The 24,855-nt window shown below is 63.8% G+C and carries 30 protein-coding genes; 14 read left to right on the forward strand and 16 right to left on the reverse strand.

Annotated features, from left to right (window positions below; all coding sequences use genetic code 11):
• Positions 1-76: 76 nt before the first annotated feature.
• From ACZ2HM_RS11070 to ACZ2HM_RS11105, 8 genes are all read left to right on the forward strand, one after another.
• Positions 77-820: a hypothetical protein gene (locus ACZ2HM_RS11070; RefSeq protein ID WP_037480200.1), complete on the forward strand. Its 744-nt coding sequence runs from the start codon at positions 77-79 to the stop codon at positions 818-820.
• 89 nt (positions 821-909) lie between these two features.
• Positions 910-1,296: a fluoride efflux transporter CrcB gene (gene crcB, locus ACZ2HM_RS11075; RefSeq protein ID WP_037480202.1), complete on the forward strand. Its 387-nt coding sequence runs from the start codon at positions 910-912 to the stop codon at positions 1,294-1,296.
• Positions 1,293-2,747 (forward strand): RluA family pseudouridine synthase, encoded by a 1,455-nt coding sequence (locus ACZ2HM_RS11080; RefSeq protein ID WP_470425231.1) that lies wholly within the window; start codon positions 1,293-1,295, stop codon positions 2,745-2,747. Before crcB ends, ACZ2HM_RS11080 begins: the two co-directional genes overlap by 4 nt.
• Entirely contained in the window at positions 2,744-3,346 is a 603-nt protein-coding gene (locus tag ACZ2HM_RS11085; RefSeq protein WP_037474392.1) for an FMN-binding negative transcriptional regulator, read from the forward strand. Before ACZ2HM_RS11080 ends, ACZ2HM_RS11085 begins: the two co-directional genes overlap by 4 nt.
• Positions 3,343-4,002, forward strand: coding sequence for an HAD-IA family hydrolase (locus ACZ2HM_RS11090; protein ID WP_037474391.1), 660 nt, complete (start codon positions 3,343-3,345; stop codon positions 4,000-4,002). The genes ACZ2HM_RS11085 and ACZ2HM_RS11090 overlap by 4 nt, the downstream gene beginning before the upstream one ends.
• Positions 3,999-4,253 (forward strand): hypothetical protein, encoded by a 255-nt coding sequence (locus ACZ2HM_RS11095; protein WP_470425232.1) that lies wholly within the window; start codon positions 3,999-4,001, stop codon positions 4,251-4,253. The genes ACZ2HM_RS11090 and ACZ2HM_RS11095 overlap by 4 nt, the downstream gene beginning before the upstream one ends.
• Positions 4,250-4,939 carry an ATP12 family chaperone protein gene (locus tag ACZ2HM_RS11100; protein WP_037474377.1) on the forward strand — a complete coding sequence of 230 codons (690 nt, stop codon included), beginning with the start codon at positions 4,250-4,252 and terminating at the stop codon, positions 4,937-4,939. Before ACZ2HM_RS11095 ends, ACZ2HM_RS11100 begins: the two co-directional genes overlap by 4 nt.
• A gap of 152 nt (positions 4,940-5,091) precedes the next feature.
• The gene (locus tag ACZ2HM_RS11105) at positions 5,092-5,829 is read left to right on the forward strand and encodes a hypothetical protein (protein ID WP_470426845.1); all 738 of its coding nucleotides are present in this window, start codon (positions 5,092-5,094) and stop codon (positions 5,827-5,829) included.
• Positions 5,830-5,864: 35 nt separating this feature from the next.
• On the opposite strand, the gene ACZ2HM_RS11110 is transcribed toward ACZ2HM_RS11105, so the two are convergent.
• The 3 genes from ACZ2HM_RS11110 to ACZ2HM_RS11120 are packed head-to-tail and all read right to left on the reverse strand — an operon-like array spanning position 5,865 to position 8,364.
• Positions 5,865-6,521 carry a murein L,D-transpeptidase catalytic domain-containing protein gene (locus ACZ2HM_RS11110; protein ID WP_037472255.1) on the reverse strand — a complete coding sequence of 219 codons (657 nt, stop codon included), beginning with the start codon at positions 6,519-6,521 and terminating at the stop codon, positions 5,865-5,867.
• A gap of 52 nt (positions 6,522-6,573) precedes the next feature.
• Positions 6,574-6,885 (reverse strand): hypothetical protein, encoded by a 312-nt coding sequence (locus ACZ2HM_RS11115; protein WP_037472253.1) that lies wholly within the window; start codon positions 6,883-6,885, stop codon positions 6,574-6,576.
• Between the two features lie 6 nt (positions 6,886-6,891).
• Positions 6,892-8,364, reverse strand: a complete 1,473-nt coding sequence (locus tag ACZ2HM_RS11120; RefSeq protein ID WP_470425233.1) for a L,D-transpeptidase family protein — start codon at positions 8,362-8,364, stop codon at positions 6,892-6,894.
• Positions 8,365-8,420: 56 nt separating this feature from the next.
• Here ACZ2HM_RS11120 and ACZ2HM_RS11125 point away from each other — a divergent pair, with 56 nt between their 5' ends.
• Positions 8,421-9,317 (forward strand): histone deacetylase family protein, encoded by an 897-nt coding sequence (locus ACZ2HM_RS11125; protein WP_470425234.1) that lies wholly within the window; start codon positions 8,421-8,423, stop codon positions 9,315-9,317.
• Here the strand turns inward: ACZ2HM_RS11125 and ACZ2HM_RS11130 are convergent.
• From ACZ2HM_RS11130 to hisB, 7 genes are all read right to left on the reverse strand, one after another.
• The gene (locus ACZ2HM_RS11130; RefSeq protein ID WP_171899218.1) at positions 9,314-9,883 is read right to left on the reverse strand and encodes a hypothetical protein; all 570 of its coding nucleotides are present in this window, start codon (positions 9,881-9,883) and stop codon (positions 9,314-9,316) included. The genes ACZ2HM_RS11125 and ACZ2HM_RS11130 overlap by 4 nt on opposite strands.
• Positions 9,884-9,957: 74 nt before the next feature.
• Positions 9,958-10,278 carry a phosphoribosyl-ATP diphosphatase gene (locus tag ACZ2HM_RS11135; protein ID WP_037479619.1) on the reverse strand — a complete coding sequence of 107 codons (321 nt, stop codon included), beginning with the start codon at positions 10,276-10,278 and terminating at the stop codon, positions 9,958-9,960.
• 42 nt (positions 10,279-10,320) lie between these two features.
• Entirely contained in the window at positions 10,321-10,590 is a 270-nt protein-coding gene (locus ACZ2HM_RS11140) for a PEP-CTERM sorting domain-containing protein (RefSeq protein WP_037479611.1), read from the reverse strand.
• Positions 10,591-10,757: 167 nt separating this feature from the next.
• Entirely contained in the window at positions 10,758-11,522 is a 765-nt protein-coding gene (hisF, locus tag ACZ2HM_RS11145; protein ID WP_470425235.1) for an imidazole glycerol phosphate synthase subunit HisF, read from the reverse strand.
• The gene (gene hisA / locus ACZ2HM_RS11150) at positions 11,519-12,256 is read right to left on the reverse strand and encodes a 1-(5-phosphoribosyl)-5-[(5-phosphoribosylamino)methylideneamino]imidazole-4-carboxamide isomerase (protein ID WP_313923156.1); all 738 of its coding nucleotides are present in this window, start codon (positions 12,254-12,256) and stop codon (positions 11,519-11,521) included. Before hisA ends, hisF begins: the two co-directional genes overlap by 4 nt.
• Positions 12,253-12,867: an imidazole glycerol phosphate synthase subunit HisH gene (gene hisH, locus ACZ2HM_RS11155; RefSeq protein WP_470425236.1), complete on the reverse strand. Its 615-nt coding sequence runs from the start codon at positions 12,865-12,867 to the stop codon at positions 12,253-12,255. The genes hisA and hisH overlap by 4 nt, the downstream gene beginning before the upstream one ends.
• A gap of 3 nt (positions 12,868-12,870) precedes the next feature.
• Positions 12,871-13,458 carry an imidazoleglycerol-phosphate dehydratase HisB gene (hisB, locus tag ACZ2HM_RS11160; protein ID WP_470426846.1) on the reverse strand — a complete coding sequence of 196 codons (588 nt, stop codon included), beginning with the start codon at positions 13,456-13,458 and terminating at the stop codon, positions 12,871-12,873.
• 86 nt (positions 13,459-13,544) lie between these two features.
• On the opposite strand from hisB, the gene ACZ2HM_RS11165 reads away from it, so the two are divergent.
• A complete protein-coding gene (locus tag ACZ2HM_RS11165; RefSeq protein WP_069065416.1) occupies positions 13,545-14,021 on the forward strand; it encodes an SspB family protein in 477 nt (158 codons plus the stop codon).
• Positions 14,022-14,065: 44 nt separating this feature from the next.
• On the opposite strand, the gene ACZ2HM_RS11170 is transcribed toward ACZ2HM_RS11165, so the two are convergent.
• Both ACZ2HM_RS11170 and ACZ2HM_RS11175 read right to left on the reverse strand, forming a co-directional pair.
• On the reverse strand, positions 14,066-14,974 hold the full coding sequence (locus ACZ2HM_RS11170; protein WP_470425237.1) for a Brp/Blh family beta-carotene 15,15'-dioxygenase: 909 nt from the start codon (positions 14,972-14,974) through the stop codon (positions 14,066-14,068).
• Between the two features lie 60 nt (positions 14,975-15,034).
• A complete protein-coding gene (locus ACZ2HM_RS11175) occupies positions 15,035-15,817 on the reverse strand; it encodes a bacteriorhodopsin-like (protein ID WP_470425238.1) in 783 nt (260 codons plus the stop codon).
• A 350-nt stretch (positions 15,818-16,167) separates the two neighbouring features.
• On the opposite strand from ACZ2HM_RS11175, the gene fumC reads away from it, so the two are divergent.
• Together fumC and ACZ2HM_RS11185 are read left to right on the forward strand one after the other, a co-directional pair.
• A complete protein-coding gene (fumC, locus tag ACZ2HM_RS11180; RefSeq protein WP_470425239.1) occupies positions 16,168-17,553 on the forward strand; it encodes a class II fumarate hydratase in 1,386 nt (461 codons plus the stop codon).
• 49 nt (positions 17,554-17,602) lie between these two features.
• Complete coding sequence (locus ACZ2HM_RS11185; RefSeq protein WP_470425240.1) at positions 17,603-17,962, forward strand: hypothetical protein; 360 nt, start codon at positions 17,603-17,605, stop codon at positions 17,960-17,962.
• Here ACZ2HM_RS11185 and ACZ2HM_RS11190 read toward each other — a convergent pair.
• The gene (locus ACZ2HM_RS11190) at positions 17,959-18,528 is read right to left on the reverse strand and encodes a DUF2585 domain-containing protein (protein WP_470425241.1); all 570 of its coding nucleotides are present in this window, start codon (positions 18,526-18,528) and stop codon (positions 17,959-17,961) included. The two genes, ACZ2HM_RS11185 and ACZ2HM_RS11190, sit on opposite strands and share 4 nt — an antisense overlap.
• Positions 18,529-18,589: 61 nt before the next feature.
• Here ACZ2HM_RS11190 and gmk point away from each other — a divergent pair, with 61 nt between their 5' ends.
• A complete protein-coding gene (gene gmk, locus ACZ2HM_RS11195; RefSeq protein WP_069065420.1) occupies positions 18,590-19,255 on the forward strand; it encodes a guanylate kinase in 666 nt (221 codons plus the stop codon).
• A gap of 15 nt (positions 19,256-19,270) precedes the next feature.
• On the opposite strand, the gene ACZ2HM_RS11200 is transcribed toward gmk, so the two are convergent.
• From ACZ2HM_RS11200 to ACZ2HM_RS11210, 3 genes are all read right to left on the reverse strand, one after another.
• The gene (locus ACZ2HM_RS11200) at positions 19,271-20,335 is read right to left on the reverse strand and encodes a class I SAM-dependent methyltransferase (protein WP_470425242.1); all 1,065 of its coding nucleotides are present in this window, start codon (positions 20,333-20,335) and stop codon (positions 19,271-19,273) included.
• Positions 20,325-21,191, reverse strand: coding sequence for a prolipoprotein diacylglyceryl transferase (lgt, locus tag ACZ2HM_RS11205; protein ID WP_037473071.1), 867 nt, complete (start codon positions 21,189-21,191; stop codon positions 20,325-20,327). Before lgt ends, ACZ2HM_RS11200 begins: the two co-directional genes overlap by 11 nt.
• A 108-nt stretch (positions 21,192-21,299) precedes the next feature.
• On the reverse strand, positions 21,300-22,358 hold the full coding sequence (locus ACZ2HM_RS11210) for a phytase (protein WP_037473070.1): 1,059 nt from the start codon (positions 22,356-22,358) through the stop codon (positions 21,300-21,302).
• A 119-nt stretch (positions 22,359-22,477) separates the two neighbouring features.
• Here ACZ2HM_RS11210 and ACZ2HM_RS11215 point away from each other — a divergent pair, with 119 nt between their 5' ends.
• Positions 22,478-24,808 (forward strand): TonB-dependent receptor plug domain-containing protein, encoded by a 2,331-nt coding sequence (locus ACZ2HM_RS11215; protein ID WP_052027528.1) that lies wholly within the window; start codon positions 22,478-22,480, stop codon positions 24,806-24,808.
• The last annotated feature ends 47 nt before the right edge of the window (positions 24,809-24,855 follow it).

A 24,855-nucleotide genomic window follows, 5' to 3' on the forward strand; every position in this document is an offset into this window, starting at 1 on the left:
TTTTTCGCGATTCACCAAATGTCCTAACGAAAAATTAACCTCCGTTCTTCATGCCTTGTTTACGAAGGAGTGAAGAATGGCGTTTTTCCGGTCTGTTTCCCTGCTCACGCTTATGGTTGGCCTGGCCGCCTGCGGCAAGGGCGACAAGGACGCCAATCTCGCCGCGCTCGACGCGCAGCTCACCAACAATGCGGTCGATCCCGCGCTCAAGGGCGCGCTGGCCGACCCGATCGTGGTCGATCCGCAACTGGTGGGCCAGTCCAACCGCAACGCCGTGCGCCCCGCCGACCAGCCCGCCAATGGCGCAGTGCCGGTGCTGTCGGGCGATGCCGGTGCGGCCCAGGCGCAAGCGGTCAAGCAGGCGGGCGGCAAGCTGCTCTCTGCCCCTGCCGCCAGCGAAGGCACCGCCATGGCGTCGAGCGTCACGCTGGGTGCCGTCGCGCGCGAACAGGCGACGCGGCGCGGCGGCACGGCCAATTGCTCGAAGAAACTCGCTTATGGCATGGAATGGGCGCAGCGCCTGCCCGACCCCTTCGCCCTCTATCCCGGCGCGCAGCTGACCGAAGCGGCAGGCGCGGAGACCGACGGCTGCACCTTGCGCGCGGCCAGCTTCGTCACGCCCGCCCCGCGCCAGGGGGTGATGGACTATTATTATACCGTGGCCCGCCGTGCTGGTTATGACGGCGAGCATAAGATATTGGGCGGCGACCATGTGCTGGGCGGCACGCGCAAGGCCGATGGCAGCGCCTATTTCATCCTCTTCACCGATGCGCCCGGCGGCAAGACCGGCGTGGACATCATCGCCGACAACGGAAAGTAACAGGCGTCCGCTTCCTGCGCTTGAGGCGCGGAAAGACTGTTTCACCATCGACCTTTCCCCTTTGGCGGAATCGCTATAGGGCGATAGTCATGACCAATATCTTTCTTGTAATGGGCGGCGGCGCGATTGGCGCGGCGCTGCGCTACCAGCTTGGGCGCTTCGCCGGGCAGTTGACGCCTGGCGCGACCTGGCCCTGGGGCACGTTCGCCGCCAATCTGATCGGCGGCTTCGCCATGGGGCTGCTCGCCGGATGGCTGGCGCGCGGCAGCGCGGTGGCGGGCGAACCGATCCGGCTGCTGCTCGGCGTCGGCCTGCTCGGCGGCTTCACCACCTTTTCCGCCTTCAGCCTCGAAACACTGCTGATGTTCGAGCGCGGCCAGATGATCGTCGCCTTGGGCTATGCGCTGGCGTCGGTGATCGGCGCAGTCGTGGCGCTGGCGCTTGGCCTTACCGTGATGCGGAGTATCGTGGCATGAAGGGTCGTCCCCCACCCAAAAGCGACGCCCCGCGCGGTCGCAAGCCTGCCGCGCCTGGCAAATCCACTGGCGGCAAACCCGCTGGGAGCAAGTCAGGGTTCGGCAAGGCCGCTGATGGCAAGCCCGGCGGCGGTGCGAGATCCTTTGCCAAGCCATCGGGCGCGCCCGGTCGCGCCCGTGGCGGGGCCAAGGCGGCAACCGCACGCAAGGGCGAAGGCGGCAAGCCTGCCTTCAAGGCCCCCTTCAAATCGGGGCCAAAGCCAGCGGCCAAGCCAGCCCCCAAAGCTGCCGTGGCGAAAGTCGCTATCGTACCATCCACGCCTGCAAAGCCCAGCGTGGCCAAGGGCGTCTCGCTCGACGTGCGGCAATATCGGGTGCAGCCCGACGATGACGGCATCCGCCTCGACCGCTGGTTCCAGCGGCATTTGCCCGATGTCGGCTTCAACATCGTGTCGCGCTGGTCGCGGACCGGTCAGTTGCGCATCGACGGCGCGCGTGCCGCACCGGGCGACCGCGTTGCCGAAGGGCAGATGATCCGCGTACCCCCCGCCGAAGCCAAGGCACCTGCCGCCGAACGGCCCAAGCGCGCCCGCGTCATCGACCTGACCGAGGACGAGATCGCTTTCGTACAGGAGATGGTGATCCATCGCGACGCGCAGGCGATCGTCATCAACAAGCCGCCGGGCCTTTCGACGCAGGGCGGCACCAGGACCGACGAGCATGTCGACAAGCTGCTCGACGGCCTGATGTTCGATTCCGAATCGCGCCCCAAGCTGGTTCACCGGCTGGACAAGGACACGTCGGGCGCGCTGCTGATTGCCCGCACCAGCCGCGCCGCCGCCCATTTCGCCAAAGCCTTTTCCAGCCGCACCGCGCGCAAAGTCTATTGGGCGCTGGTGATCGGCGTGCCGTCCATCTCCGACGGGATGATCGAACTGCCGCTCGCCAAGCAGCCGGGCACCGGCGGCGAGAAGATGCATGTCGATGAGGAAGAAGGCCTGCCCGCCCGCACCCGCTATCGCATCATCGAGCGCGCGGGCAACCGCGCCTGCTGGGTCGAGCTGCAACCCTATACCGGCCGCACCCACCAGTTGCGCGTGCATCTGGCGGCGATCGGCCATCCGATCGTGGGCGACGGCAAATATGGCGGCAAGGACAGTTTCCTGACCGGATCGATCAGCCGCAAGATGCACCTCCACGCCCGCCGCATCCGCGTCGATCATCCCGATGGCGGCCGGGTCGACGTGATGGCCGAGCCGCCGACGCATTTCGCCGCCAGCCTCGCGGACATGGGCTTCGACCTCAGCCTTGGCGACATGCTGCTCGACGATGAGATCGACCGGACGCCGACCCGCGAGGATGAAAAGAAGTTCGCGCGCCAGCATGCCAAGCAGGTCCGCAAGGACCGCAAGGGCGAACGCCGGTCGCGCGGGGGTTCTCGCGACGAATGACGCCGGGCGCGCCCTATCGCTGGACCGATGAGGCCGCGATCCGTGATTTCGTGACGCAGACGGGCTTTGGCCTGCTCTGCGTCGCTGCGCCCGACCGGATGCATGTCGTCCATTTGCCGCTCATCTGGCTGGACGAGCGGCGGATCGGCCTGCACCTCCACCGCGCCAACCCGATCGTGCCGCATCTCGACGGGCAGGACGCGCTGATCGTCGTCACCGGCGATCAGGCCTATATCAGCCCCGACTGGTATGGGCTGCCCGACAAGGTGCCGACCTGGAACTATGTCGCGGCCGAACTGCGCGGGCCGATGGTGCGATTGGACAAGGCCGAAACCATCGCGCAGATCGACGCGCTGAGCCACGAGCAGGAGCGGCGGCTGGCACCCAAGCCATTATGGACGCGCGACAAGATGAGCGATGGCCTGTTCGACAAGACCATGACCGGGCTGGTCGGCTTTGCGATGCAGGTTGAGGCTATCCACGGCACCGCCAAGCTGGGGCAGGACAAGCCCGAAGCGGCGCGAATCGGGGTCGCCGATGCGCTGGATGCCGTGGGCGAAGGCGCGTTGGCGTCGCTGATGCGGGGGACATTGGCATGAGCAATCCGCTTGTCGTCTTCGATTGCGACGGAACGCTGGTCGATAGCCAGCATAGCATCTGCACCGCCATGACCCGCGCGTTCGAGGAGGCCAAGCTCGCGCCGCCCGACCGGCCCGCGATCCTCTCGGTTGTCGGCCTGTCATTGCCGCTCGCCATCGCGCGGCTGTTGCCCGACGCGGAGGCGGATTTTCACGATCATCTGTCCGACCGCTACAAGCTGGCGTTTCAGGCGATGCGACGCGAGGAAGGCGTGTGCGAACCGCTCTATCCCGGTATTGCCGATCTGGTGGTGGAACTGGATGCGGCCGGCTGGCTGCTGGGGGTCGCGACCGGGAAATCCGATCGCGGGCTGGCGCTCTGCCTCACCCATCATGGCCTGATCGACCGTTTCGTGACGCTCCAGACCGCCGACCGCCACCCGTCCAAGCCGCATCCCTCCATGCTGCTGACCGCCATGGCCGAGGCCGGAGCCGCGCCCGACACGACGGTCATGATCGGCGACACCAGTTTCGACATCGACATGGGGGTCGCAGCGGGCGTGCGCAGTATCGGCGTCGCCTGGGGCTATCACCCGCCAGCAGAACTGCTCGCATCGGGCGCGCAGGCCGTGGCGATGGACAGCGCGGCTTTGCGCGGCCATATCGGCGCGCCATGACCGATATGCCCCCGATTCCGCCCGTCGATCGCGAAAAGATCGCGCGTCAGCGCCACTTCGCCATCGGCCTGTTCCGCCTGTCGGGCGCGTTCGTCGTGATGATCGGCTTCCTTGCCATCATGCAGCGCTTTTCCTGGGTGCAGGGGGACAAGGCCAAGGCGTTCGGCGCGATCATGGTCGTGGTCGGCCTGTTCCAGTTCCTGGTGGTGCCGCGCCTGATGCTGGCCCTGTTCAAGCGGACGGGCGCATGAAGCGCTTCTACAAGGATGTGACGATCGTGGCCGAGAGTGATGGCCATGCCATTCGCCTCGATGATCGTCCGGTCCGCACCCCCGCCCGCGCGCTGCTGACGCTGCCGACATTGGCGCTGGCGCAGGCGGTTGCCGAGGAATGGCGGGCGCAGGGGGATACGGTCGATCCAGCGTCCATGCCGTTCACCGGCCTCGCCAATGCGGCGATCGATCATATCGTACCCAATCGCGCGCAATTTGCCGCCGGGATCGCGCGCTATGGCGAAAGCGACCTGCTCTGCTATCGTGCCCATTCGCCCGAAACGCTGGTCGCGCGGCAGGCGGCGGCGTGGGATCCACTGCTCGACTGGGCGCGCGCGCGCTATGATGTGGCCTTCGTGGTGACGCAGGGCATCCTGCCGGTCGCCCAGCCCGAAGCGACACTCGCTCGGCTGCACGCGGCGGTTGCAATGCATGATCCATTCCGATTGGCGGGCCTGTCCACATTGGTAACGCTGAGCGGGTCACTCGTTTGCGGCTTGGCGGTGGTGGAAAATAGCCATAGTGCTGAAGCAATATGGCCGATCGCCGAGATCGACGAGGCCTGGCAGGTCGAACAATGGGGCGAAGATGCGCAAGCGGCAGCCCGCAGCGCCCGGCGCAAAAGCGAATTTTCCATGGCCGGAGCCTTTTGCGCGATGAGCTGAGTTTGGCGGGGTGGGAACTCCATCGTTCCTTCGTTCATTAAAGATGTTGCGGGGCAGCAATGATGCCCAACCGATATTTTTAGACGACGAACAAGGAGACCCTGACGTTGCCAAAGTCCGCACTGATCGCATTTCTGACCCTTTCGACGGCGATGACCGCCCCTGCATTTGCGCAGGAAGCGCCCGCCGCGCCCGCCGCTTCGGCACCCGCCGCCACGACGCCGGCCGATCCCGCCGCGCCCGCAGAGGCCGCGCCTGCAGCAACCGCGATGACGCCGGAACAGATCGCCGCCTTCAACACGGCCGTTACTGATTTCACCGCCGGGCAGAGCGCGCAGCAGAGCGGCGACAACGCGACGGCCATCACCAAATATGAAGCGGCCATCCCCGCCATCAAAACGGCGGTCGAATCCGACCCGTCCAAGATGGACAATGTCAATTTCCTCGCCAACGCGCTGTACGCCAATGCCGCTGCCTATGGCGCGATGGGCCAGTTGGACAAGACGATCGCCCTCTACGGCGAGTCGCTGCCCTATTGGCGCAAGGTCGTGGAAGCCAAGCCTACCGACGCAGCCAGCCGCAACATCCTGGCCGGTATCCTGATCCAGATGGGCAACCAGAAGCTGGGTGCGCAGGACAAGGCTGGATCGGCCCCGCTCTATAGCGAAGCGCTGACACTGGCCCGCAAGTCGGTTGCCGAAAATGCCACCGACAATGTCAGCAAGAATATCCTGCTATCCGCGCTGATCGGTGCCAGCCAGTCGACCAGCGACACGGCGCTTCAGGCCGAAGCCGTCGAAATGTCCAAGAAGATGCTGGCTGACGGCAGCGTCGATGCGACCAACAAGCCTTCGGCGCAGGCGCTGACCGGCGCCCCCCAGGCGGGCTAAGAGGTTGTAGGGTTGAGGGGACGCTAAAAGCCCCTTCAACCCGCTCCGATCTTATCGGCGTAGAGCAGCCGACCCGTGCCCAGTAGCCCCAGCAAGTGCGGCAGCATATGCGGCGCGACCGCGAAACAGCCTTCGCTGCGGCCGCATTTGCCCCATGCGGCGATATGATCCTCGCCCACATAATCCGCACCGTGCAGCACGATGGCGCGCGGCTCCGCATTATTATTCTGCGGGTCCAAGCCCGCGAGCCGCATCGCCTGCCCATGCTGCCCGACATACATCTCACCCGTCCGAAATGCGCCCGACGAACTGGCAAGCGAATTGGGTTCGTTGGAGAAGCTCTGCAGCCAGCCGGAATGGGCGGGGTCGGACCCTCGACCATGGGCGACCAGATAGCTGCTGGACTGGCCGTTCATCAGGTCAACGACGTGAAAGCGCAAATCCTTCGACGGGGCATCGAAATCGGCAATGGCCACCCGGTCACGCAATAGGACGGCTCCGGCATGGCGATCCAGTGCCGCCTTCGCGCGTGCGAGCAGCCCCGCATAGGGGGGCAGCGGCACGGCGCGGGGCACCGCAGGGACGGGGACGGGTTGGGGCGCCGTCGGCAGCGCAGCCTTGCCCATCGTGTCAGGCAGAAATGTCAGGGCGAATCCGCTTAAGGCGAATTTCGTGAAATTGCGGCGATCCATCCGCACCCTATACCAAAAGGAATGCCCCGGTCCAAGACCGGGGCGATGCGCTTCATTCCTCCGTACCGCTCGCCTCGTCCGCTGGCTGCGCATCATCGCGCATATCGGGCAGGCGGGCGGTCATGCCGGTCGCATCGGCGTCGTCGAGGATCTGCTGCTGCTCCGACACCGATGGCGGCGCTGCGGGCGTCGGCGCGACGGTATTGTTCGACGGCATCGGCAGGGCCGTATCCGGCTCTTCGATGATCACATTTTCGACCGGCGGTTCGACCAGATTGTTGACGACTGGCGCCTCCTCTTCCTTCTTGCCGCACGCCGACAAGGCAAGGGCACCGATGAGCGCGGCAAAGGCAATTTTACGCATGGGGGATCAATCCTTCAAAGCTATAATGTCGGCGGGGGCAGCGGTCGGATCGACACGTCGGCTCGACGCTTCGATCTTGCTCGCGAGCAGCTTGTCCCAACCATAGGGGTCGGCGCGAAAGCTCATCGTGCCATTATTGCTAGCAAAAGCGGTCCAGTAGAGCAGATAGACCGCCACATCCTTGGGCAGGGACACGCGCTGGGTCTTGCCTTCGTCGATCAGGCTCTGGATCTGGCCATTCAATGCCGGGTCGCTCGCCACCATCAGTTCGGCCAGCGATACCGGCTTTTCGAGACGGATGCAGCCATGGCTGGCGAGCCGGTCGTAGCTCGAAAATTTACCGCGCGAGGGCGTGTCGTGCAGATACACGGCGAATGGGTTGGCGAAATCGAACTTCAATCGGCCAAGCGCGCTGTTGGGTCCGGCAGGCTGGACGATCCGCTCGCCGCCTTCGGGTGTCTTGACGATCTTGTAGCCCTGCTTGATCAGCGTCGCCCGCCCCTTGGGGAAGAGTTCGCGCCGGGCGATCGACATGGGCACGTTCCACGGCGGATTGACGACGATCGAATGGATGTTCGACATCAGCATCGGTGTCGCATTGTCGGGGCTGCCCGTGACGGCGCGCATCGAACTGATCGGCTGGTCGCCTTCGAACATGGTCAGTACGGCCGCCGCGATATTCACCTGGACCCGGTTGACCGGCAAGTTGCGCGGCATCCAGCGCCACCGCTCCATATTCGCCATGATCGCCGCGATCCGGTCATCCACGCTGACATTGAGCGCCGCCAGCGTGCGGGTGTCGAGCAGGCCGGTGGGGTTGAGGCCATAGCGGCGCTGCGCGCGCTGCAATACGCTGCTCAGTTTCTCGCCTGGCGTCACCGCGCTATCCTCGATCGCGATACGCGCGCGCACCACGTCGGGCGCGGACTGCGCGGTCAGCGTCGGCCAGCCGCCTTGATCGCGAATCGTCTCGTAGCGGACCAGACCCTGGCGCAGTCCTTCATAGCCTGCATAGGGCGGCGTCAGGCTGTTCGCCCATTGCGCAAGCCGGTCCTCGGCCACGGCCCGCGCCAGCGACGGGCGGGGATCGAAGGGCGCGGGGCGCAGCGCCCAGACTTCGAGGAAATCGGCGGTATCGACGCGCCCGGTGGACAGCGCCTTGGCGCGGTCGAGCAGCGCGCGCACCAGCGCCTCACCCGACAGCGGCCCGCTCGCCTTCTGCCGCGCCATCAATCCCTGCGCCGCGCCCTGCTTCAACCAGTCATTGGCCCATGCTTCCTGTGCCGCCGACAAGGGTGGGATCGGTGCGGGCAAGGGCGCGGCCGGAATCGCTTGCACCATGCCAGGCGCGGGCGAAGTCGGCGCGGGCATGGTCGGCACCACCACGGGCGGCGCGGCCAGGCTTTGGGCGGCGACGGACACCGCACTGACGCCAAGCAGCGCCAGCAACGGAAGACGGATCATATCGGGACGGTTCATGCTGGACCAGATAGCGCAAAGCGGCCATCGTTCAAACGACCATAGCGGAAAAGATCATGCTGCACGTTGTTCACCATTCCGCCTATGTCTCTCCAGCAACACCCGGCAGCCGTTTCCGCTTCGACAAATATGGGCTGGTAATGGAGGCGCTGCGCGAATCCGGCGCACCCATCACCGTGCATCAGCCCGATCCGATGCCGCGTGCCTGGATTGAGGCAGTGCATGATCCCGCCTATGTCGAGCAGGTCGTGACCCTGTCCGTCCCGCCCGACAAGGAACGGCGGATCGGCTTTGCCGTCACGGAACGGGTGATGCGCCGATCGCTGCTGTCACCCGGCGGCACCTGGGCATCTGCGCGGCTGGCGCTGACGCATGGCTATGGCGCCAATGCGGCAGGCGGCAGCCATCATGCGCTGGCCGATAGTGGCGCGGGCTATTGCGTGTTCAACGACCTCGCCATCGCTGCGAACCGCCTAATCGCGGAAGGCGATGCGGCGCGCATCCTGATCCTCGACCTCGACGTGCATCAGGGCGACGGCACTGCGTCCCTGTTGGCGGGGCGCGGCGACATCTTCACTTTGTCGATCCATGCCGACAAAAATTTCCCGGTGCGCAAGGCGCGCTCGACACTCGACATCGCCCTGCCCGACGGGGTGGAGGATGCCGCCTATGCGGCCATCCTCGCCGACACGCTGCCGCCCATATTAGACGACTTCGCGCCCGACCTCATTCTCTATCAAGCCGGGGTCGACCCCCATGCCGACGACCGGCTGGGGCGGCTGGCGCTGACCGATGCGGGCCTTGATGCGCGCAATCGCTATGTCATGCGCCAGGCCAAAGCGCGCGGCATCCCGCTCGCCAGCACCATGGGCGGCGGTTATGGCGAGGACCGGATGCTGGTCGCCCGCCGCCACGCCGCCTGCATGATCCGCCTGGCGCAGGAAGCGGCTTAGTGGATGGGATCGGTGCCCACCATGGTCGCCTTCGTCTCCATCAGCTTAGCCGCGATCACACCCGCAATCGCGATGCCGACGAAGTCGCTGAACGCCAGATAGAGGATATAGCCCCAGGGCGCGTGGTTGAACACGGCCTGGCCGACATGCATCCACAGCACGGCGGCCAGCGGGAACAGGATCGCTACGCGCATCCGGTCGCCGAAATTGGTCGCGATGAAGCGCAGGGCCATGGCGATGATCACGCCGACGATCAGCGCCAGGATCAGCCCGCCGATCAGCGCGCCGCTGTCCATCACTGGAAAGCCGCCTTCATTGTAGAAAATCTGCGCGACCGGCCCCTTGCCGTAAAGCACGGTGCCCTGCGCCGAGGAGGGATCGGGAATGGTATAGACGCCGGTGCCGGTCGGCGTCAGCGCCTGGGCCATGGCGGCCTGCAGATTGGCGCTTGCCTGTTCGTCGGTGCGGCTGAGCGCGAGCGCGCTGAGCGGCGTGCCCCAGAAGATGAAGCCGGTAATGAACAAGGCGAACCCGCCGATCAGGCCGCCGATAACAGTACGTACCATGATAATCTCCCCCGTAAGGATAATAAGCTGACGCCCCAACGCCTGGCACGCAACATCTATCCGATGGAAAAGAGTCAGTCTGCGGGGCGCGCGGCCTTTTCAACAATCCCCGACACGCCTTCGCGCCGGTCGAGTTCGTCCATCACCTCGTCCAGGCTGATGTCGAGGTCGGCCAGCAATATGATGAGGTGAAATAACAGGTCGGCACTTTCGCCGATCGCGCCGTCCCGGTCGCCCGCCATCGCGGCGATCACCGTTTCGACCGCCTCCTCGCCGACCTTCTGCGCAATCTTGCCACGGCCTCGCGCCGTCAGCTTGGCGACATAGGAGGTGGAAGGGTCCGCCGTCCGCCGTTGGCGGATGGTCTGTTCAAGGGTGTGAAGGGTCGCGCGCATGCCGCGCATCAAGCGCCGCGCGCGCGACCCGTCAATCTAAATTTACTTGCGCTTGCGGCGCGACACCATGACGCGACCGACCAGCACGGCTGCACCCATGGCGAACAGCGCCATCTGTTCCGGCTCAGGCACGGGGGTCGGCGTGCCGCCCGACGAACCGCCGGTGCTGGTGCCGCCGGTGGAGCTGTTGCCGCCCGTGCTGGTGCCGCCGCACTTGCCGAACCAGCACCATGTCGCCTGCGCCGGTGCGGGCACCGCAACGCCCATGAATGCCGCCGCGCCGACCGCCAAAAGCATCTTGTTCAAAGTCATTTCCTTACCCTCCCTGCGCCAAACCCCCATTGGTTGACGATAGACGGAAAAGGGTAATGCAGAGTGCGTGCCGAATCGCAAAATGCCAGCTTTTCTACCGAAAATGAAGGTTAACGGCGTGATGGCGAATATAGTTACTGTAAAGTAAATCGACGCTTTCGCCGTGATCAGCCGCCGCGCACCGGTACGCCCGCCGCCGCCAGCGCCTGATGCGCCTCGCCGATCGTATGCTGGCCGAAATGGAAGATCGACGCCGCCAGCACCGCGCTGGCATGACCCTGCGTTACGCCTTCCACCAGATGGTCGAGCGTGCCGACGCCCCCGCTGGCGATTACCGGCACCGATACCGCATCGGCAATCGCGCGGGTCAGCGCCAGGTCATAGCCTTTGCGCGTGCCATCGCCATCCATCGAGGTGACGAGCAATTCGCCCGCGCCGAGGTCTGCCAGCCGCAGCGCATGGCCCAGCGCGTCGATTCCGGTCGGCTGACGCCCGCCATGCGTGAAGATTTCCCAGCGGCCCTCCGCAACCTTCCGCGCATCGACCGATCCGACGATGCACTGGCTGCCGAAGCGATCGGCGATGTCGGCCACCAGTTCGGGCCGCACCACCGCCGCGCTGTTGACCGCGACCTTGTCCGCCCCCGCCAGCAGCAGCGCGCGCGCATCCTCGGCACTGCGCACCCCGCCACCCACCGTCACCGGCATGAAGCAGACTTCCGCCGTGCGCCGCACCACGTCCAATATGGTCCCGCGCGCTTCATGCGTAGCGGTGATATCCAGAAAACATAGTTCGTCCGCCCCGGCCGCATCATAGAGCCGCGCCTGTTCGACCGGATCACCCGCATCCTTCAAATCAACGAAATTGACGCCCTTGACCACGCGCCCATTGGCGACGTCGAGACAGGGTATGACCCGCGTGCGGACGGTCACGCCGCCGCCCGCGCCACCGCCATCGCGGCTTTGAGGTCCAGTCGCCCGTCATAAAGCGCGCGGCCCGTGATCACGCCTTCGATCCCGTCGTCGGCATGCAGGCTCAATATGCGGATGTCGGCGATGCCCGCCACGCCGCCGCTGGCAATCACCGGAATGTCGGTGGCGCGCGCCAGTTCGACGGTCGCGTCGATGTTGCAGCCCTTGAGCATCCCGTCGCGGCCGACATCAGTGAAGAGCAGGCTGGCAACGCCCGCATCCTCGAACCGGCGGGCGAGGTCGATCACCGGCATGTCGGACTTTTCCGCCCAGCCATCGGTCGCGACGAAACCGTCGCGCGCATCGACCGCCACGACGATACCACCGGGAAAGTCGCGCGCCGCCATCTTCACGAACGCCGGGTCTTTCAGCGCTGCCGTGCCGATCACAATCCGCGAGATACCCAGATCGAACCAGCGCTCCACCGCCTCGCGATTGCGAATGCCCCCACCCAATTGCACATGGCCCGGAAACGCCTCGACGATCGCTTCGACCGCATCGGCATTGACCGCACGCCCCGCAAAGCTGCCGTCCAGGTCCACGACATGGATATGCTGCGCGCCGGCCTGCGCGAACAGCATCGCTTGCGCGGCGGGATCGTCACCATAGACGGTGGCACGGTCCATATCGCCCTCGGCCAGGCGGACGACCTGGCCATTTTTCAGGTCGATGGCGGGAAAGACGATGAGGCTCAAGGACACCACTCCAGAAAGCGCGAAAGAAAGGAAAGGCCATAGGATTGGCTCTTTTCCGGGTGGAACTGGCAACCGATGATCGTATCGCGCGCCACCGCCGCGACCAGCGGGCCGCCATGGCTGGTGATCGCCGCGACATGGGCCGGGTCGGTCGCTTCGAAATGATAGCTGTGCAAGAAATAGGCCTCGCCCTGCTCCAGCAACGGCGGCGAGCCCTGCAGGATCACATCGTTCCAGCCCATATGCGGCACCTTGATGCCCGGCTCGGCCGGTTCGATCAGCCGCACCGTACCCGGTATCCAGCCCAGCCCCTCATGCCGCCCGAATTCCTCGCCGGCATCCGCCAGCAACTGCATCCCCACGCACACGCCCAGGAACGGCACCGCGCGGCTGCCCACCGCCTCGCCCATCGCTTCGACCATGCCGGGGATCGCCACCAGCGCGTCGCGACACGCCCGAAACGCCCCCACGCCCGGCAGGACGATGCGATCGGCCCGGCGGACCAGATCAGCGTCGGCGGTGATGACGACATCCTGTGCTCCCGCCTTGCGCAGGGCGTTATGCACCGAATGGAGATTGCCCGCGCCATAGTCGATCAGGGCAATGGTCATGCCTTACAACATGCCCTTGGTCGAGGGGATCGCGTCCGCCTTGCGCGGGTCGATTTCGACCGCCTGGCGCAGCGCGCGGGCAAGCCCCTTGAACGCGCTTTCGACGATATGATGGTTGTTCGCGCCATAGAGCAATTCGATATGCAGCGTGATCCCGGCGGCTTGCGCGAAGCTGTGGAAGAAATGCTCCACCATCTCGGCATCCCACTCGCCGATCTTCTGCAGCGTGAAGGGCAGTTTGCACACCAGCCAGGGGCGACCCGAAATATCGAGCGCCACGCGGCTGAGCGTCTCGTCCATCGGCGAATAGACGCTGCCATAGCGGCTGATGCCCCGCTTGTCGCCCAGCGCCCGCGCCACCGCTTCGCCGATGGCGATGCCGGTATCCTCGGTCGTGTGATGCTGGTCGACATGCAGGTCGCCCACCGTCTTGACAGTCATGTCGATCAGCGAATGCCGCGACAATTGTTCGATCATATGGTCGAGGAAACCGATGCCGGTCGACACCGAATAGAGGCCAGTGCCGTCAAGGTTGACGGTCACGTCGATCTGGGTTTCCGCTGTGTTGCGGTGAATCTCGGCCGTGCGCATGGCTGCCCTATAGCGTGTGGTGCGCGCCATGCAATCTGCGCGTGTGGGGGTTGACCGCATGATTCGCGCCGTTAGGACATTGGGCCATGAGCGATGAACTGCCCGACAGCCTGATTCCCTATGACGAAATCGTGCAGGAAGCCCTGCGCGCCGTGGTCGGCCGCGTATTGGGTGAGGTGGAACGCAGCGGCGGCCTGCCCGGCGCCCATCATTTCTACATAACCTTCAAGACGCAGGCACCCGGCGTCGACATCCCCAAGCGGCTGATCGAGCGCTTCCCGGACGAAATGACCATCGTCCTGCAGAATAAATATTGGGATTTGAAGGTCAGCGACCAGCATGTCGAGGTGAGCCTCACCTTCAACCAGGTCGCCGCCCACCTCTACATCCCCTTTGCCGCAATCACGGCGTTCGTGGACCCCGCCGTCAACTTCGCCCTGCAATTCCAGGTGCAGACTGACGCCCTGCCCGAACCGCATGACGAAGCCGAAAATGACGGCCCGGTCGTCACCAGTGAAGACGGCTCCAACGTCGTCAGCGTGGACTTCGGCAAAAAGAAATAGGTCGGGGCGGCTGCATCATTGCAGCAAAACGGCACGTTCCCCTGTCATATATGGACTGGGGCTTTCTGGCCCTGCGCCATCCGAAGGATCATCGGCACGGCCATATGCGGCGCGGTGAGGACCGACAGGGCCATGAAGCTGCTGGCGAAAATGCCTTCGGGCAGGGATTGCCCGCTACCCAAGGCGAAGATCGCAACGGCAATGCCCAGTCCGCCCAGGCTGAGCGGAATGACGGTCCCACCCCATTGGTCGATCCCCCGCAATCCGAGCGCGGTGGCATGAGACCGGAACTGGATGGGTGAGTGGACGAGGCAGAAAAATAGGGCGAATCCCATGACTGGCGGCAGCACCAGCATCGCCAGCAAGGCACAGGCCGCCGACAGCGCCAGTCTGCGGCGGTCGATATGCCACAGCATCGCAAACCCTGCGATGGCGAGCAGCATCATCGTAGGCGCTACCAGAAGCAGGCAGTCAGCGAGGATGGCGGCCGAGGCGCGCCCGGACAATGTCACGAACAGGGTGCCGAGGCTGTCGCCGTGCGACAGGGATGGCGCGGAAATCAAGGCGAGCGCCATTCCACCGGCAATGAACGGCGAGCCGCATCCTTCCCAATCCTCGGCAAAATGGATCACCGACATGAGGAGGAAGGCCGTCAAGGCCGCCACAGGTGCGGCCCGCCATAGGAGATACATGGCGCCCGCACAGGTCAGATAAAGGAGGATCAGCGCGATCCGCGACCCGAACACCCCCCTGCCTGTTGAATGTCTTTGCAACAGCGCCAGATCGAAGCTGCCATGCGGCATGCCAAAAATCAGCAATGTCGCCGACGCCAGGGCGGTCATTATCGACGTGTCTTGCAACACGCCGAAGCAGTACAGGCAGATGGCGGTCGCGGTAATTACCAGCAGACCGGCGGTACGCCAATCGTCCCATCGGGTCGGGCTCTGCTCCATCACCATCTCCTTGGCCGTAAACCGGCAGACCGTGAGAGGCCTGCCGGTTCATAGCCGGTCTCAATGCGTCGCCGTTACGGCGGCGGGCTTGCCCGGCTCACCATATTCGGCCGCCGATTTGCGCACGGCGATCATGTAGACGAGGATGCCCACGCCGGCCTTGGCGATAAGATCGGCAATGGTGTAGCCGATCTGCACGCCGGTTTCGACGGCACCACCGGCCAGGTTGGTGTAGGGGATCATATAGACGATGGGATAGAAGCCCCATGACGCGAAGGTCAGCAATCGTGCTTGCTTGATCAACCCGCGCGCGCTTTCGGGCTGCCGCTCGATCGCATCGCCCAGCCCCTTGAACAATTCCCACACGATGTAGAGGAAGGGAATGGACGACAAGGTGCCCCACAAGGCGCGCGTGCTGTTGTTGTCGGCAATTTCGCCCGGATAGCCCAGGATGATCATCAGCGCCGCGGCCGAACCCAGGCGGACCGACGTAGACACCGTCGCACTTTGCGACAGGCGCATCACCAGCACCAGTTCGATCAGCAGCAACGGGACCGTCAACAGCCAGTCGACATAGCGATAGGCGTCATTGAAGGCGACGCCGCTCGCCGTGATGACGCCATCGGTCAAAGCATAAGCTTCCGACCAGCTCTCGAAAATGCGGTAATAATGATAGGCTGCGATCGCCGTGACCAATCCCGTGATTGTCAATGCCGTCTTATAGGCCGTCCCGACCTGCGATCGCCCAAACCAGAAGAATAATGTGGCCGCAGCCATCGAGGCGAATGTGAACGAAAATGCGTTATAGACCAATAGATATTGGTCTGCCGTAATCATATCCATAATAGACCCCTGAACAAAATCGCGATGAGCGAATGATGAGCATTATATCGATGCATCTTTACTTCGCTGGCCACGTGATCATATGGATTAGGCGGTCATAAAAAAGATACCCATAACACCGTGGGATAGCACGAATCGTCTTGCCTCGATCATGCCGGTATCGAACCAATTTCTTATATCTTCTATACGGCCTTTAGGGCGTATCAGCCCATGACATGATGTGGTCGGACAACCATGGCCACCGGTTAGATATCCGCATAGTGCCACCCTGCGACCACTCTTGGTTTTCTCTCGCCCGGCCCCACATGCTGACCATGTTGATGCGCATGATCATCGACCAGGAGAAGCCCATGCCCGCCACCCGCACCGAAACCGACAGTATCGGCCCGATCGACGTTCCTGCCGCCGCCTATTGGGGCGCGCAAACACAACGGAGCATCGAGAATTTTCCGTTCGGCGACACCGAGCGGATGCCGATCGGCATTGTCCATGCCATGGCGATCGTGAAGCAGGCGGCGGCCAGGGTGAACCGGCATCATGGACTCGACGCCATACAAGCCGATGCGATCGAGGCGGCGGCGGCGGCGGTGGCGGCGGGCGAGTATGACGATCAGTTTCCGCTCGTCATCTGGCAGACCGGCAGCGGCACCCAGACCAATATGAACGTCAATGAAGTGATCGCAGGAATCGCCAATGAAGCGCTGACCGGCACCCGTGGCGGCAAGGTGCCGGTGCATCCCAACGACGGTGTGAACTTCGGGCAATCGTCCAACGACAGCTTCCCCACCGCGCTGCATATCGCGGCGGCCTTGGCGGCGGCGAAGGCGCTGTTTCCTGCGCTCGACCGGCTGCACGCCGCGCTCGATGCCAAGGCGCAGGCTTGGGCGAATATCGTCAAGATCGGCCGCACCCATTTGCAGGATGCGACCCCGCTGACGCTGGGGCAGGAATTTTCGGGCTATGCGCATCAGCTCTATCGCGCCAAAAGCCGCATCGAACCGGCCGTGATGCACGGCATGATGGCGTTGGCGCAGGGCGGCACGGCGGTCGGCACGGGGTTGAATGCGCCCAAGGGCTTTGACGTTGCGGTCGCGGCGGAGATTGCGGCGATCACCGGACTGCCGTTCCGCACCGCCGACAATAAGTTCGAGGCGCTGGCCTCCAATGATCCGCTGGTTCACCTCTCCTCGACTCTCGCCACGCTTGCGGTCGCGCTGACCAAGATCGCCAATGATATCCGCCTGCTCGGCTCCGGCCCGCGCTCCGGCCTTGGCGAGTTGGACCTGCCCGCCAATGAGCCTGGCAGTTCGATCATGCCGGGCAAGGTCAACCCGACCCAGTGCGAGATGTTGACGATGGTCGCCGCGCAGGTGATCGGCAATCATCAGGCGGTGACCGTGGGGGGCATGCAGGGCCATCTGGAACTCAATGTGTTCAAGCCGATGATCGGCGCGGCGGTGCTGCGATCGATCCACCTGCTTGCCGTCGGCATGGACAGTTTCGCCGAACGTTGCGTCGAAGGGCTGGAGGCGAATGAGGCCCGGATCGCCGAACTGGTCGATCGGTCGCTGATGCTGGTCACGGCACTGGCACCTGCGATCGGCTATGACCAGGCGGCGGCGATCGCCAAACAGGCCCACAAGACCGGTCAGACGCTTAAAGAAGCCGGACTGGAACTGGGGCTGGTGGACGAGGCGACCTTCGACGCGCTGGTGCGCCCGGAAAATATGGTGTGATCCATATGGCGCTGGTGGAACCCGTAGGCCTCCGATACATTAACCCTCTATGAAGAAGCTGCGCACCCCCTCCGCCCCACTCGTTACCGTTCGCCCGCCCAAGAAGGCCGGTATATTGCGAAAGGTCGCCCGCGTCGGGGCGACCGTCGTGGCGGCACGGGTTGCCGCCGATACCGGGAAGAAGGGTGTCGTCGGGCTGATTGCCGGGATGGGTGCCAAGCGGCTCATCATGCGGTTCCCGGCGGGCGCTCTGTTCGTCACCGGTGCCTATATGGCGGGCAAGCTCTATGAGGCGAAGCGCGAAGCCGATCGCAAGCGCGCCACCAAATTGCTGCCCGACCTTAGCGCCGAGCCGACCCCAGCCGAGCCGATTCCGATCGATACGGCGCGCAAAGCTCGCGAAGGCTAAAGCGCGGCTTGCCAGTCGCGCACCGCGTCGACCGGCCAGGTCAGCATCAGGATGTTGAGCGTCAGATTGTCGCGGATGACCGCAAGCGCCAATAGCTCGAACCCGACGCCGACCACGACCGTCAACCAGGCCGGTATGCGCGATGCGAACAGGAAGCCCAAGGCCATCATGCCGATGTCGCTCACCGAATTGACGATCGAATCGCCCGAATAGCCAAGCGCGATCGTCGCAGTGCGATACCGGTCGATGATGATCGGCGAATTTTCGAGAATTTCCCAGGCCGACTCGATCGCCACGGCAACGGCCAGCCGCAAGCCGATGGGTCGCCGCCGCAGCACCATCCAGGTGCCGCCGTAAAAGAGAAAGCCATGGATGATATGGCTAAGACTATACCAGTCCGCGATGTGCTGGCTGTTGCCGCTATCGAGCGCGCCATGCCATAATTCCACGGTGCCACAGGCGCAAATTGGCGGTCTTTGCATCAGGAAGAGGATGACGCCGGTCAGCACGACGATCAGCCCCGCAAGGATGAAACCCAGGCGATTGGCGGCGTGCTTGCGGCGCATATCCTGTTCCTTCCGTCATCCGGCCTCTTGCCAAAGCCTGTCCCAAGCGTCACTAGCGGCCATGGCCGAGCATATCCCGATCGAAACGCCCGATTTCCAGCGCCGTGGCGTTCTCTTCGTTCTGTCGTCCCCTTCGGGCGCGGGCAAGTCCACGATCGCGCGCAAGCTGCTCGCCGCCGAACCGGACCTGTCCATGTCTGTCTCCGCCACCACTCGGCCGATGCGGCCGGGCGAGGTCGATGGCAAGGATTATCATTTCGTCGATCTGGAAGCCTTCCGCCAGATGACGGCCGACCATGAATTTCTCGAATGGGCGCATGTCTTTGGCCAGCGCTACGGCACGCCGCGCGCGCCGGTCGAAGCGATGCTCAAGTCCGGCAAGGACGTGCTGTTCGACATCGATTGGCAGGGCGCGCAGCAATTGCACCAGATAGCCGGGGGCGATGTCGTCCGCATCTTCATCCTGCCGCCATCGATGGAGGAGCTGGAACGCCGCCTGCGCGGACGCGGCACCGACAGCAATGCCGTGATCGAAGGCCGGATGGCCCGCGCGGCAGGCGAAATCGCGCATTGGGACGGCTATGATTATGTGCTGTGCAATGTCGATGCCGATGATTGTTTCAGCCGGGTGCAGACCATCCTGCATGCCGAACGCATGAAACGCAGCCGCCAGACCGGCCTCATCGGCTTCATACGTCGCCTGGGCCGCTATCACCAGGACGATTGACGACCGTTTTTAAGGTCAGGCGGTAAAGCCCGCCGGGTCGGCCCAATCGGGGTGCGTCCAGGCCATCACCCGGAACAACGTGCCCATCGCCGCTTCATCGGTCAGCCGCATCCGTGCCGCCTCGATCTCGGCCGCGCGTGCGGGCGCCGCGCGAGCGAGTTGCTCGGCGCGCGGGTCGATCCCCAATTGGCGCAGGAAATTGCCCTGCCCCACCGTGCCATGGACCCGCAGCCCCGCCTGCCGCGCCATATTGCCGATGACGCTGAAATCGACATGGGTGGTCAGGTCCACCTCGCCCGGATCGGTAAAGGGGTCGGCAAACTGGTGCGCCTTGACGGCTTGGAGCGTGTCGCCCAGCAGCGGCCCTTCATAGCCATAATCGATGATGATCGCCGCCCCGCCTTGCTTCGCGATGCGCTGCGCCAGGGCATAGGCGATGCCGGCACCGACGATCGGCGTTTCGATGATCGCGCCATCCTGCGCCTGCGCGGCGATCGGCGGCAGGCCCGATTCGATCCGGCGATAGCCGGGCACGGGCAGAAAGGCAGCGTTTGCCTCGCGCCGGATCACCACCCGCTCGCGCCACTCATCGCCGACGCGGATGCATTGGCGGACGGGTAGCGCATCGAAAAATTCATTGGCGACGACCAGCAGCGGCCCTTCATGCGGCAAGCTGTCGATACTGTCATGATGGGTGACATGGGGGATCAGCCCACGCTGCCGGTCGCGCAGGACAGGGCTGGTCTCGACGCAGTGGACGCGGGGGGCGAGCGCCGCGCGCTCCATCGCCCGCAGCGCATCGGCGGCCAACGTCCCGCGGCCCGGCCCCAGCTCGGCATAGAGCGCGCCGGGCCGCCGCCCCGACCGCATCCAGACATCGGCCAGGCACAAGCCCACCAGCTCGCCGAACATCTGGCTGATTTCGGGCGCGGTGGTGAAGTCGCCCTCCAGCCCCAGCGGGTCGCGGGTCGCATAATAATGCTGGTTCGATTCGGCCATATAATGGGCGACCGAGATCGGCCCGCCCGCCGCAATCTGCCGCGTCAGTCGTTCCGCCAGCGGTAGCGGTTCAGCTGACACTCGCGCTGCCCGCGATCGGCTCCACCCGCACGCGGCGGCCCTTGGCGGTGAAGATGAGGTAGAGCCCGCCCAGGATCATCGGCACGCACAGCCACTGGCCCATATGCAGGCCGGTGCGCGCGGCGAATTCCATCAACTGGGCATCGGCCTCGCGCACATATTCGACGCCGAAGCGGAAGCAGCCATAGCCGAGCAGGAAGATGCCGACCAGCATCCCCGGCTGGTAGCGGGCGCGGGTGCGCCAGAAGGCGAAGGCGAGGATGGCGAACAGCACGGCTCCCTCCAGCGCGGCTTCATAGAGTTGGCTTGGATGGCGCGGGAACGGCCCGCCGGTGGGAAAGATGATGCCCCATGGCACATCGGTTTCCTTGCCCCACAATTCGCCATTCACGAAATTGGCGAGGCGGCCGAAGAACAGGCCGAAGGGCACGCAGCAGGCGACATAATCGTGGATGCGCAGCCAGGACAGCTTCTCCTTGCGCGCCATGTAGAGGATGCCGAGCGACACGCCCGCCGCGCCGCCGTGGAAGGACATGCCGCCATTCCAGAGCTTGAGAATGTCGAGCGGGTTTTGCAGGATTTCGGGCTGATAGAAGATCACATAAGCGAGCCGCCCGCCGATGATGATGCCCAGCGTCGCATAAAAGATCATGTCGTCGGCATGCCGCCGGGCCATCGGCGATCCGGGCTGCGCGATTAGCCGCAGCAGATACCAATAGCCGATCAATATGCCCGCCAGATAGGCAAGGCTATACCATTTCAGCGTGAAGAACCCCAGGTCGAGGGCAACGGGACTGAGCCCCAGATCCTCGAAACGGATGGCGCTCGAAGCGGCGGCGGCAAGGTCCAGGATCAAATCGGCTTCCTTAGTGGCAAGACGTTTGCCGCCATAGAGGAAGCCCCGGTCAAGACCAAGGGGGCAGTCGCCGGGCCGGGACGGTTTAGGTCGTCCCGGCCCGAAGCCTTATTGCGGCAGGCCCAGGGCCTTGACGATATCGGCCCAGGCGACGAGCTTGAAATTCTGCGCCGCCGCGCCATTCTCTCCATCCTGCGCGATGAACAGCCCGCCGGGATAGTCGGGGCCGAAATCGCCCAGCATCAGTTCGATGCCGTCGGTTTCCTCCGACCCGCCGATCGCGCCGGCGACCACGCGGAAGCGGCCGACATAGCTGTCGTCGCTGATGCGATAGACGACATAGGCATTGTCGCCCTGGCTGGAAACGAGGACATAGCCGTCCTTCTCTCCGATCGGGGCGATAGCGACGCCTTCGGCATCGGCGACGATATTCTTGCCGTCTGCAGCGGCGATCTTCGTGGGTGTGGTGCTGCCGCTCGCCCGCGCGTCGAAGCGCCACAGGCCGACATCCTCTTCCGCGACATAGAGCGTGCCGGTGCGGTCATCGACCGCACAGCCTTCCGACTGGGTGCCGAGCTTCATCGTTCGCACGATGCGGCCGGTGGGCGTTGCACCCGACGCATCGAGCGCGACCTGGTTGATCGTCCCGTCCTTGAGCACGATGAAAGCATAGAGACCGGCAGCGTCCGACCCCATGCACAAGCCATAGGCTTCGCCCGCACCGCCATCGATGGTGCCGAGCGCGGTCAGCTTGGCCGTCGCCGGATCAAGCCGGAACAGCGCCAGTTTGGCGCGTGCGACATCGTTGCGGTCGGAGGCGACGACCAGGATGCCCGTGCCGCCGTTGATTGCGACGCCGTCCTTCAGGTCGATATTATTGACCCGGCCCGCGTCGAGAAAGTCGCGCACCTTGCCGTCCAGCCCATAGACATAGACGCCCGCTTTCTTGTCGGTGCCCACGATCAGGCTGGCGGCGGGGTCCGCCGCATTGCGCCAGATCGCCGGATCATCGGCCGCATCGGCATTGGTGGTGCCGACCGGCGTCGTTTCGCCCCGCGCGGTCACCGACACCGCCGGGGTGGCGTTGGCGATGCGCACGGCGATCGGCAATTCGATTTCACCGGCAGCGCAGGCTGACAATGTAATAAAAGTGAAACCCGAAATCATCGAACTGTAATATTTCTTTCGCGATGCGGTCACGAATACCTCCTAGCGGCCCAATTCGACGGGCTAGATACAAGACACGGCCCACTGGTCAATTAAACTATTCTCAATAGGGGGCAGATATGGTCGCGAGTAAGTGGCTGTTGTTTGGTTGCGCATCGATTGCGCTGTTTTCCGTTTCCGCGCAGGCACAGGCACCTGCTGCCGCCGACGAGATCGCCAAGACGGACGGGCCGATTACCCAGGCGGCCGACATCGTCGTCATCGCCGGAATTGGCTATCGCGACCGCACCGACACCCCCGAACCCGTGCTGAAATATGGCACCGACTATTTTCAGCGTTTCGAGCCGCTGACCGCTGGCGATGCGCTCAAGCGCGTGCCCTCCGTCACCTTTCTGTCGGACGTCATCGAAAGCGACGCGCCGCGTCTGCGCGGCCTGCCGCCCGGCTATACCCAGATCCTGATCAATGGTGAGCGCGTCCCCGGCGGCAGCGCCGACCGGAGCTTCTTCCTCGACCGTATCCCCGCCGAACTGATCTCCAGCGTCGAGATCGTCCGCTCTTCCTCCGCGCGTCGCACGGGTGATGCGGTTGCGGGCTCGCTCAACATCAATCTGCGTGACGGCTATGAACTGAATGGCGGTTATGTCCGTGCAGGCGGCCTCTATTATGACGACAAGGAAATCGAACCGAGCCTGGGCCTGGTCTGGGGCGGTCAGGTTGGTCCCGGCCGTCTGCTGCTGGGCGCGAACCTGCAGGGCCGTCATAATCCCAAGCAGAAGAAGAGCCTGCGCTACGGCGATTCGCCCGAAAATAACGCCGACTATGTGACCGACGATTTCGACAATCGCGAGGACCAGAGCGACACCCGCGACGGCAAGGATTACAGCTTCAACGGCAGCTATCAGATCGACGCAGGCGACACGACGTTCAAGCTCAATGGCTTTTATGTGAAGACCGACCGGACCGAGACCGAGCGCAGCTTTGAATATGACGATCCGACCGCCGTCAATGGCCCGGTTCCCGTCGGCAATCTGCTGAGCGACAACGCCAATGTCTCGAAGATCGATCAGGAGAATTTCTCGATCGACGGCAAGCTGAGCCATGAATGGGCGGCGGGTAAGACGTCGCTGCGTTTGAGCTATGCCAAGTTCATCGAGGACCGGGCCGAAACCGAATATGAGATCGGCTTCGACGTGGACGAAGGGGACGATCCAGAATTTGAAGGGACGCTGACGCAGACGGACATCAAGGACAGCGAATTTTCAGCCAAGCTGGAGCATGAGGTTCCGCTCAACGACAGCATGAAATTCGTATTCGGCGGCTTCTATCAGGACAAGAATCGCCGCAGTGGCATTTTCGAATCTGAGCAGGAAGGCACTGGCAGCTTCACCTGGGACCAGTTCAGCCAGAACCCGACCGATCTGGCCACCGCCTTTGACGATGTGGAAGCGATCGACGGCGGCGATAACCGCATCAAGGAAAAGCGTCGCGATGCCTTTGCCTTGATTGAGGGTGACAGCGGCAGCCTGAAGTGGGAAGCGGGCCTGCGCTATGAAAATACCAAGGTCCGTATCACCGACTATACGGTCGCGGCGGCGATCGCTGACCAGGAAAGCAGCTATGATGCTTTCCTGCCATCGGCGTCGTTCAAATATTCGCTGACCAGTAATGACCGCATCATCGGGTCGGTCGCGCGCACGCTGCGTCGCCCCGAATTCAACTATCTGACCCCGGCAGTTCTGGAAGAGGAAGTGGGTGACAGCGACCTGCTCGGCAATCCGCAGCTTGGCCCGGAGACCGCATGGGGCTTCGACATCGGTTATGAACATCGCATGGGAACGGGCGGCATTTTCGGCGTCAATTTCTTCTATCGCGACGTCAAGGATCTGATCGAACTGACCAATACCGGCGAAGAAGGCTCCGAAGGCGAAGGCACGTTCGTGTACCAGCCGATGAATGTCGGCGACGGCAAGGTGTGGGGCGTGGAGTTTGACCTGTCGTCGGATCTTGGCTTCATCGGCCTACCCAACACCGGCATCTTCGGCAATCTCTCTCTGCTCGACAGCAAGATCACCGATGCGCTGGGCGAACGGCGGTTCAACGATCAGTCGAAATATGTCTATAATTTCGGCTTCATCCAGGATCTGCCGCAAGCAGGCGCAGCGTTCGGTGCGACCTATCGCAAACAGGGTAGCGCCTTTGGCCGAGTGATCGCCGAGGAAGTAACCACCACCTATGGCGCGGACCTCGAAATCTTCGTCGAAAAGCGCTTCGGCAAGACCTTCACCATCCGCGCGGTCGGTTCCAACCTGCTGAACGGTGCCAAGGCCGAGAAATTCAACAAGTTCGACAATCTGGCCGACCAGATCGATCGCAACTTCGACGAATATGAGCTGGAAAGCGAAAAGGCCGGCCCTGTGTTCCAGATCATGGCGCGCTACGCCTTCTGATCCGGCATCAGGTCGTAAATGGAGGGGCTGCGCGGTGCGCGGCCCCT

The organism is Sphingobium sp. KKT206, from assembly GCF_055640555.1.

Bases quoted from the DNA above. Each gene is read 5' to 3' on its own strand.
- hisB (WP_470426846.1), bottom strand. From the start codon at position 13,458: ATGCGCACGGCCGAGATTCACCGCAACACAGCGGAAACCCAGATCGAC.
- ACZ2HM_RS11130 (WP_171899218.1), bottom strand. From the start codon at position 9,883: ATGGTACGTACTGTTATCGGCGGCCTGATCGGCGGGTTCGCCTTGTTC.
- ACZ2HM_RS11185 (WP_470425240.1), top strand. From the start codon at position 17,603: ATGAAGAAGCTGCGCACCCCCTCCGCCCCACTCGTTACCGTTCGCCCG.
- ACZ2HM_RS11095 (WP_470425232.1), top strand. From the start codon at position 3,999: ATGACCGATATGCCCCCGATTCCGCCCGTCGATCGCGAAAAGATCGCG.
- ACZ2HM_RS11215 (WP_052027528.1), top strand. From the start codon at position 22,478: ATGGTCGCGAGTAAGTGGCTGTTGTTTGGTTGCGCATCGATTGCGCTG.
- gmk (WP_069065420.1), top strand. From the start codon at position 18,590: ATGGCCGAGCATATCCCGATCGAAACGCCCGATTTCCAGCGCCGTGGC.
- ACZ2HM_RS11125 (WP_470425234.1), top strand. From the start codon at position 8,421: ATGCTGCACGTTGTTCACCATTCCGCCTATGTCTCTCCAGCAACACCC.
- ACZ2HM_RS11210 (WP_037473070.1), bottom strand. From the start codon at position 22,358: ATGATTTCGGGTTTCACTTTTATTACATTGTCAGCCTGCGCTGCCGGT.
- fumC (WP_470425239.1), top strand. From the start codon at position 16,168: ATGCCCGCCACCCGCACCGAAACCGACAGTATCGGCCCGATCGACGTT.
- ACZ2HM_RS11165 (WP_069065416.1), top strand. From the start codon at position 13,545: ATGAGCGATGAACTGCCCGACAGCCTGATTCCCTATGACGAAATCGTG.
- ACZ2HM_RS11080 (WP_470425231.1), top strand. From the start codon at position 1,293: ATGAAGGGTCGTCCCCCACCCAAAAGCGACGCCCCGCGCGGTCGCAAG.
- ACZ2HM_RS11135 (WP_037479619.1), bottom strand. From the start codon at position 10,278: ATGCGCGCGACCCTTCACACCCTTGAACAGACCATCCGCCAACGGCGG.
- ACZ2HM_RS11105 (WP_470426845.1), top strand. From the start codon at position 5,092: ATGACCGCCCCTGCATTTGCGCAGGAAGCGCCCGCCGCGCCCGCCGCT.
- ACZ2HM_RS11170 (WP_470425237.1), bottom strand. From the start codon at position 14,974: ATGGAGCAGAGCCCGACCCGATGGGACGATTGGCGTACCGCCGGTCTG.
- ACZ2HM_RS11120 (WP_470425233.1), bottom strand. From the start codon at position 8,364: ATGAACCGTCCCGATATGATCCGTCTTCCGTTGCTGGCGCTGCTTGGC.
- ACZ2HM_RS11085 (WP_037474392.1), top strand. From the start codon at position 2,744: ATGACGCCGGGCGCGCCCTATCGCTGGACCGATGAGGCCGCGATCCGT.
- hisH (WP_470425236.1), bottom strand. From the start codon at position 12,867: ATGACCATTGCCCTGATCGACTATGGCGCGGGCAATCTCCATTCGGTG.
- ACZ2HM_RS11175 (WP_470425238.1), bottom strand. From the start codon at position 15,817: ATGGATATGATTACGGCAGACCAATATCTATTGGTCTATAACGCATTT.
- ACZ2HM_RS11190 (WP_470425241.1), bottom strand. From the start codon at position 18,528: ATGCGCCGCAAGCACGCCGCCAATCGCCTGGGTTTCATCCTTGCGGGG.
- ACZ2HM_RS11110 (WP_037472255.1), bottom strand. From the start codon at position 6,521: ATGGATCGCCGCAATTTCACGAAATTCGCCTTAAGCGGATTCGCCCTG.
- crcB (WP_037480202.1), top strand. From the start codon at position 910: ATGACCAATATCTTTCTTGTAATGGGCGGCGGCGCGATTGGCGCGGCG.
- ACZ2HM_RS11140 (WP_037479611.1), bottom strand. From the start codon at position 10,590: ATGACTTTGAACAAGATGCTTTTGGCGGTCGGCGCGGCGGCATTCATG.
- ACZ2HM_RS11070 (WP_037480200.1), top strand. From the start codon at position 77: ATGGCGTTTTTCCGGTCTGTTTCCCTGCTCACGCTTATGGTTGGCCTG.
- ACZ2HM_RS11100 (WP_037474377.1), top strand. From the start codon at position 4,250: ATGAAGCGCTTCTACAAGGATGTGACGATCGTGGCCGAGAGTGATGGC.
- ACZ2HM_RS11115 (WP_037472253.1), bottom strand. From the start codon at position 6,885: ATGCGTAAAATTGCCTTTGCCGCGCTCATCGGTGCCCTTGCCTTGTCG.
- ACZ2HM_RS11090 (WP_037474391.1), top strand. From the start codon at position 3,343: ATGAGCAATCCGCTTGTCGTCTTCGATTGCGACGGAACGCTGGTCGAT.